Origin of the sequence: Colwellia sp. BRX8-5 (genome assembly GCF_014077325.1) — a bacterium.
Lineage (GTDB): Bacteria > Pseudomonadota > Gammaproteobacteria > Enterobacterales > Alteromonadaceae > Colwellia_A.
The window spans coordinates 284,284-291,102 of the sequence record NZ_JACGVR010000002.1 but is presented as its reverse complement, the minus strand read 5'-3'; the positions used below and the strand labels follow the sequence as shown (position 1 = coordinate 291,102).

General features: G+C 39.9%; 6 protein-coding genes. All 6 read right to left on the bottom strand.

What is annotated here, in order from left to right:
- Positions 1 to 254: 254 nt before the first annotated feature.
- The 6 genes from H4J62_RS02810 to H4J62_RS02785 all read right to left on the bottom strand — a co-directional run bounded on the left by H4J62_RS02810 (position 255) and on the right by H4J62_RS02785 (position 6,641).
- On the bottom strand, positions 255 to 656 hold the full coding sequence (locus H4J62_RS02810; RefSeq protein WP_182214604.1) for a TetR family transcriptional regulator: 402 nt from the start codon (positions 654 to 656) through the stop codon (positions 255 to 257).
- Positions 649 to 858 (bottom strand): hypothetical protein, encoded by a 210-nt coding sequence (locus tag H4J62_RS02805; RefSeq protein WP_182214602.1) that lies wholly within the window; start codon positions 856 to 858, stop codon positions 649 to 651. Before H4J62_RS02805 ends, H4J62_RS02810 begins: the two co-directional genes overlap by 8 nt.
- Before the next feature lie 63 nt (positions 859 to 921).
- Positions 922 to 2,829, bottom strand: coding sequence for a tyrosine-type recombinase/integrase (locus tag H4J62_RS02800; protein ID WP_259364913.1), 1,908 nt, complete (start codon positions 2,827 to 2,829; stop codon positions 922 to 924).
- A complete protein-coding gene (locus tag H4J62_RS02795) occupies positions 2,826 to 4,466 on the bottom strand; it encodes a hypothetical protein (RefSeq protein WP_182214601.1) in 1,641 nt (546 codons plus the stop codon). Before H4J62_RS02795 ends, H4J62_RS02800 begins: the two co-directional genes overlap by 4 nt.
- Before the next feature lie 11 nt (positions 4,467 to 4,477).
- On the bottom strand, positions 4,478 to 5,623 hold the full coding sequence (locus H4J62_RS02790; RefSeq protein ID WP_182214599.1) for a site-specific integrase: 1,146 nt from the start codon (positions 5,621 to 5,623) through the stop codon (positions 4,478 to 4,480).
- Between the two features lie 115 nt (positions 5,624 to 5,738).
- Complete coding sequence (locus tag H4J62_RS02785) at positions 5,739 to 6,641, bottom strand: acyltransferase (RefSeq protein ID WP_182214597.1); 903 nt, start codon at positions 6,639 to 6,641, stop codon at positions 5,739 to 5,741.
- Between the last annotated feature and the right edge of the window lie 178 nt (positions 6,642 to 6,819).

Sequence of the window (6,819 nt, the reverse complement as noted above, 5' to 3'; positions counted from 1 at the left end):
AAAGCGCGGTAGAAAGTTGCATAAAAAAAATCCAGTGATATCAATCACTGGATTTTGATCTCATTAGCAAATTAATCAAGCTATAAATTGCTTAACTGATCGGCATTATCTTAATGGGGCGTTATCGATACAAAAACTAATCCGAAATTAACTTTAGCCTTTTAGTGCTAATGTCTTCTTTGTGGCAAAAGTGAGCTTTAGTTTATGTTAGCCAGTGACTGTTTACGAGTATGAAACTTTATTACTCTCCCACACTACATCAAGGTAACTACGTTATGGGGTTTCGCTTTCTGCGCGTTTAATCTATCGTTTTCTTGCATCAACGTTGCGTTCTTAGATTGTATTCGAGAAAGCATCGTTTTAAGTTCTTCAACCTCATATCTCAAATCCTTATTGCGCTCTTTGAACTTGTTTAGTTCTAGCTGCTTACGCTTCAGCTGCTCTCTAACATCTTTATTCATAAGACCTTGAATACGAGTGTGTAGATCAGGACAATCACGGTTAATGGTATTACGAGTCACACCAGCCTCTTCAGCAACAGAAGATACACTTATTTTACGCTCTTTAGTTATAACGTTAGGCTTTCCATTTTCAATCCTAACTATCGCCATTCTAACGGCTTTATGTGATTTAGATTCTTTCACTGGACTAGTCATTGCCAACCTCTTTTTTATAGTCATCTATGAGCTGTTTAACATGCGATACAAGCTCAACAGGCACGCGTATAACCTTAGTTTCTATAGCGCCCTTGGGTCTTCCAGAGCCAGTTCTTTTACCACCATGCGCTAGCTTCCAACCAAACTCATCACACATATTTATTTGGTCATGCTTATCTGTTTTCTTTTGCTTTTTAGGCATATAAAAACACTTCCCTTTGATTGTTGTTACTTAAATCAAGCAAGCTAAATTAAGTAAGTTAAATTAAGCTGCTTGATTATTGTTACGAATATCAACTTTCATAGATTCCACATCCACACCAAGTGAAATTAAAACCTTTTCACATCTTTCCATACCCTTTGCTACCGCAGCTTGTCCAGCCTCCCCAATATCATCCACTTCGGATAGTTCGAATTGCTGAATAAGCATACCTTCCCAGTGTTTTTGATTGTTCTTGTCAACAATGCCTGACTCACATTCTTCGCACTTTCCACCCATGCAACCATCGTCGTCGTTGGTGCACCAGGCAATCCCTGTTGAACGAATTGGAATGTTACCCGAGTATGCTTTAATCATGTCTCGTTTTGTTTTAAAGGTTTTAATGTGTTCTTCATCACCTCTAACTTGCATGATTCGGTCAGCAATTGCGCCCCCAGTGATGGGGGAATCTAAGTCAAACCAATCGAACTTGATTTGCTCTTCAACCCAATACTTCTCCTTAAGCATTTCTTCAAACAACTCTAGGTCAAGAGCATCGTTGTACGCATAAAGTGCAGTCATAGTGATCGACCAGTGTTTAAAGTGGTCTTTTAGTGCTCGCAAATCACCTAATTCACTGTGTACCGCGTAGTTAGCGAACGTACGTCGAAACTGGTGCGACGATAAATTCCAATCGGCATTCACTTGTTTGCACAAGTTAGGGAGACGCAGGTATGTAACGTTATCGCTGCTTACTACGTTCACTTTATTAGTCTTTTGAATTCGAGTTAAGGCAACCCTGTTTAAAAACGTTGTGCAACTTTCAGCTTCTTTGTGGTCATTATTGATCTTAGCTAGTGCTAACTCAGTCTCTAGTTGCCCTTGCATCGGGGCTGAATACCGCTCTAATATATTTATTGCATCAACGGCAATTTTTGGGGCGATCCATTCTGCTAAGCCTGTGTATGTTTTATCTGATATGGTTTCAATGTAATAGTACACTTCACCGTCTTTAGTTTCTGTGCGGTACGCGCCACGCTTAATAGCAATCACTTCATGGATGCGCATTCCTGTTGTCAGTAATATCCAAAACAGGCAGCTATCTCGCAACAATAGTAAGGCATCATTAAAGTCACCAAGCTTATCAAACGAAGTAGAGAGCGACTGTAGGTATGTTCGCTTTTGCGTTGATTGATGCGATGCACCCTTTCCCGTTGCTGTAAAGCCGTCTAGCTTATCCCTTAAGTCCAACAACTCGTTAGCTCGGTCAAGAAAATCCTTTGTAAACCCACATAGCGGGAGTAATACGTTATCAGGAATTAACAGGGTTTTAGGTTTGTTTTTGGCCTCTTTTGCGGCCTTACCCACTGAACCTGCTTGCTCCGTAGCACTGCTTTCAAACCAAGGGTGTTCGTGAACGAAATCAAACACTTTACAATATTGATAAATGTATTCTACAGCCAAAAACCTCTTAATCTTTGTGCCTACAGATAAAGGCTTTAACTTGCCTTTACGCTTAACTGTTAGCGTGTTTACATATGCCACGTAAGCCTTTGCGCTGAATGCGTTAAACCCAAGTTCCTTAAGCGTATCGGTTTCACTTACCCACGAGAAGAAAGCTCTAACATCTAATAAGTCATTTCGAACCGAGCCTACAGAATTCCCTTGATTCCTTTTATTCCAAGCGATCCATTTTGCCATGGCCTGCATTGATTTATTTTCAATAGTCGAGAAGTTTAATTTACGGTGGGATTCTTTCGTTCCGCTAGGGCGTGCGCTTGCTGGGTACGTCCATTCATCGTCTTCATATCGAGAAAGTACATGGTAGTTGCCATTATCTAATTTGATGAAGGTTGCAATACCCGTCAACGAGCCTTGTAGTGCTCTGTTTAGCGCTATACCGTCTCTACTTGGAACTGTCGCTCGTTGTTGTTCAAACTCACGTTCAGTGAGTTCTGCTTGACCATGTATCATTGTCCTACCCTCAGCATATCTAAGTTAATCCAATAAGGATGTGGTGATACTCTCGCACGCTCTCGCTCGGCTTGAAGGTGGCTAGCCATGCCTTTTTCAAAGAACGCTGGTTCAACCTCGGTATCAATCACACTCATCACATTTCGTAAGTAACGTTTCCAGTCCTTACGACCGAATGAGTCTCGATTACGCACAATTGCCCAATAGAAGCTGTATAGACGGTATAAATCATCGCCAGTAATAACGAAACTCTTGCATCGAAAGCACGCCAGAAAGTCCGCGCAGGTTGTACCGTTTTTAGGCGCTTTATCACCATCTATCGGGTCTTTACATCGACCTGTTGGGGTGGGTTGAGTATCACTTGTAAGCTCTTTCACTCTAATTTCGCCCATCAACCCTAAGTTTCTTTTAGACTTCTCTGGTGCTTCTAAATAATGGTCTATCGTACCTGTACCGCTATGCTTAGCCGATTTTGCTGCTATGAGTATGTTCTCGCCCGAAAGCTCGTAAATACCGTTTATAAATGTTTTACGAATCCTGCTTAGGTTTACTTTGATAGTTTTCTTATCTTCATCGATAAGTTCGTAGTTCTTTACTAGTTTGGCAATATTATAAGACAAGGCGCGATCATAAATAGACGTTGTTCTTCTGCTGTTTCCAGCCCCTCCTGTGGGACGATAAACAATCAGGCTATTAGAGCCTAACTTATCCCTCACAGACTTGTTTAACGCCGTTATTCTTTCAATGATATGCGCCACATCAAGCTTCACTCCTTGCACTAACTCTACTTGCTCAGATTTACGCAAGTTGTGTAACTGTGTGGCATTACCTCTGGCCTTGTAGACGGTAAGTAGCTTGCGGTTTGACTTAAGGGGATGGTCACTTAGAGAGTCCGTTGTCATATTTAATAAAGGCGTGGTATTTATGCCCGTTTGCATTGCGATTGCAAGCACGCAGACGGTTAGTTCATAGCCTGTTAATGGTTCTTCACGGTTAGGCGCGTAAATAGGCTTTAGAGCTTGTTTTAATGCGACAACAAGTTGGCGCTTCTCATGCTCACTGAAAGGTTTAGCTCCTTTTACTCGCCTATTGGAGTTGGGATAAGGGTTTGCAGGGAATATTTCACTGAACGCCTCGTTGGGTATAGGCCAATAACCGTTATTACGCATCGCGGTTAATAAGCCTTTTACTGATGTATAAACTATCTTCTGGCTGGTGTACCCCTTGCCAGCCCCAAGCATGTGCCCCCTAAACCCTTCGATGAATTCAGGTGTGATGTCTTTATGGGTAAGCTCCCGAGATAAAGTGTGATGCCAGATTGCTAGGTAATCTGATAGCTCGCTAAAACCGCCACTCAAATAACCCTTTTTAGTTTTTTCTGTTCCGTTTTTACTGTTTAATAGTGTTTTAACGGTGTAGAACGCTCGATTGGTTATGTCGTCAAAGCCTTTGCCGTAGTGTTTGGTCATATTATAGTTAGCGCCATTACCACCCTTTGAGCCAATACTTGGAAAGTTGATGATAGGGTTTATTGGGCGCACAACCCCTTGGTCAGTATCAGCTTCCATCATTGGTTCGGTGACGTGAACCTTTTTGAAGCGGTCGGCACTAATTTTCCTGTCTTTTTTTCTAGCCATATCCTTTGCCTTTATGCTGCTTCAAGTTCGTTAATAGCGTCTTGATATTCGATGGTAACATCGTCTAATAAGTCATTAACTAAATGTAGGTATTTCATTGTCGTGCTGAGTTGAGAGTGACCCAGCCTAGCTTGGATATACATCAATGGGCTGAACTTGATATTATTTGCCTTTAACAGCCCTTTTAACATATGGGTTGCGTAAGTATGTCTCAGCTTATGTGGGTTAACTTTAAAAGGTAGTTTCAAAGCCTTTAGTGCTTTATTAAACCCGTCGCCGTCAGCTTCCCATTCTTCACCAGATGATGTTAAAAACAAGTATTCAGATTTAACGCCAGAGTCTTCTTCTTGCTGAAATCTAGTGGTGTTTACATAGCGCCAAAGGTCTTCCATTAATCTAGGCGGTATGTCTATGCTTCGCTCATGCTCCCCCTTTGTGCGGTCAATATCTACTCTACACAGAAGCTCACCAGCTCTGGGTTTGCGGATAACATCGAGAGGAAATAACAGAAGCTCTTTCTTGCGAATGCCTGTTTGCAAGCAAAGCCTAGTCATAAGCTTAAGAGTTGGATTTTTAATGGCATTAAGGAGTTCTTTCGTCTCTTCAACCTGTAAAAACTTTATGGATGTTTTCTTGGTCTTTAACATGATATCAACACTAGCTGTTATGCCACCGTCAGTTACTGTATGAGCAAGGAAACTATGCTGATTCTGATTAGCCTTTACATCCTCTAATGAGTAAGGAAGTGAGTTTACCCAGCCACGCCCTACAGCATGTCTGTAAAACCTGACTATGGTTCTTAAGTGCTGATTGGTTGAGTTGGATGATATGCAAAAATCTTCTTGGCAAGAGTCTCGATAAACAGCGAGTAGCATTTCGTGTATGCCGTCATCTTCAATATCTCTCCAGTCTTGGTCATTGTCTTCACAAAAGGTAAAGAAGCTAACTAGATGCTTTGCGTAGGTGTCCCATGTTTTCTTACTCTTAACCCTACTTCGTTTAAGGCACTCGTAAGTTAAAAACTCTAGGCCTTCATTAAAAAGCATTCCAGCTTCAATACCTAAAATATCATTGTTCGTAGACCAAGTTAACAAAGGGAAATCAGGTATTGGATAACCCTTAATCTTAAAGTCAGAAGTGCTCTTTATTATTATCATTACTTACCTATACTACTGTACGTAACACCAGTATAGGTAAGTTATTTGTTAATGCAAGTAATTGTTACACTCGGCACTCTAGATAACATTTAAGTTTCCTTTTTCAATTTCAATGTTATTTAGCGGTATTATCATTATTAAACTCGATAAGTTTTTGGTCTTTATCAAGCCATAATTGATTAACCCACTTTTGAAATTTTATTTTAAAATGTCGATCGCGCACATAGTCGCCAACAAGATCATCCCCAATGTTTGAAACCTCTACATCGACATTTACCTGTTTAATTTTTCCCGCTAAAAAATCACTAAAAGTAGGGATCCCCTCTGGGTAATGAATGGTAACATTGACTATTTTATGCAAGTTGCCGCCCATGGCTTCTAGCACAAAACCTATGCCACCAGCTTTAGGTTTAAGTAGATGTTTAAAAGTGGAATTTTGCTTATCGTGCTTTTCGTTAGTGAAGCGTGTTCCTTCTATAAAGTTCATTATACTGACGGGTTTATGCTTGAATTTAGCACAAGCTTTACGTGTGGTTTCAACGTCTTTGCCTTTTAAATGAGGGTTCTTTTTAATGAAAGATTGGCTATAACGCTTCATAAATGGAAAGTCGAGGGCCCACCAAGCCAAGCCTAAAAAAGGCACAAAAATAAGTTCTTTTTTTAAGAAGAATTTCAAAAAAGGAATTTTGCGATGCATGACTCGCTGCAAGATAACAATATCAACCCAGCTTTGGTGATTACAGACTACCAAATACCATTCTTTCATGGTTAGTTGATCTAAGCCGGTTACCTTAATTTCTGTTTTATTAAAGAGCTTTTGAATGAAGGTGTTAACACCCACCCAATTGCTTGCCATTTGATCTAATAAATAGCTGAATATTTTTTTAGCAAAGGTTAAGGGAATAATAGCCTTACAAAATGAAAATATAATAATAGGTATTAACCAGAAAAGCGTATTAACGGTATAAATTGTTAGCGAAATAATATGAATAAGTAGCGGAGGTAAAAAATTCAACATGGAATACTTGCTCAATATAACAAAAATAAATAGATGTCCGATCATAATCTGATTTGAAGTAATTTTCAGCAAAAACAGTGAAATAAATTAATCACGATTAACAACCGTTTGAAAACGATTATTCATCAAGTTGTTGAAATGAGTGAAAGTTAACTAGGCTTAATGTTAATCATTAGCA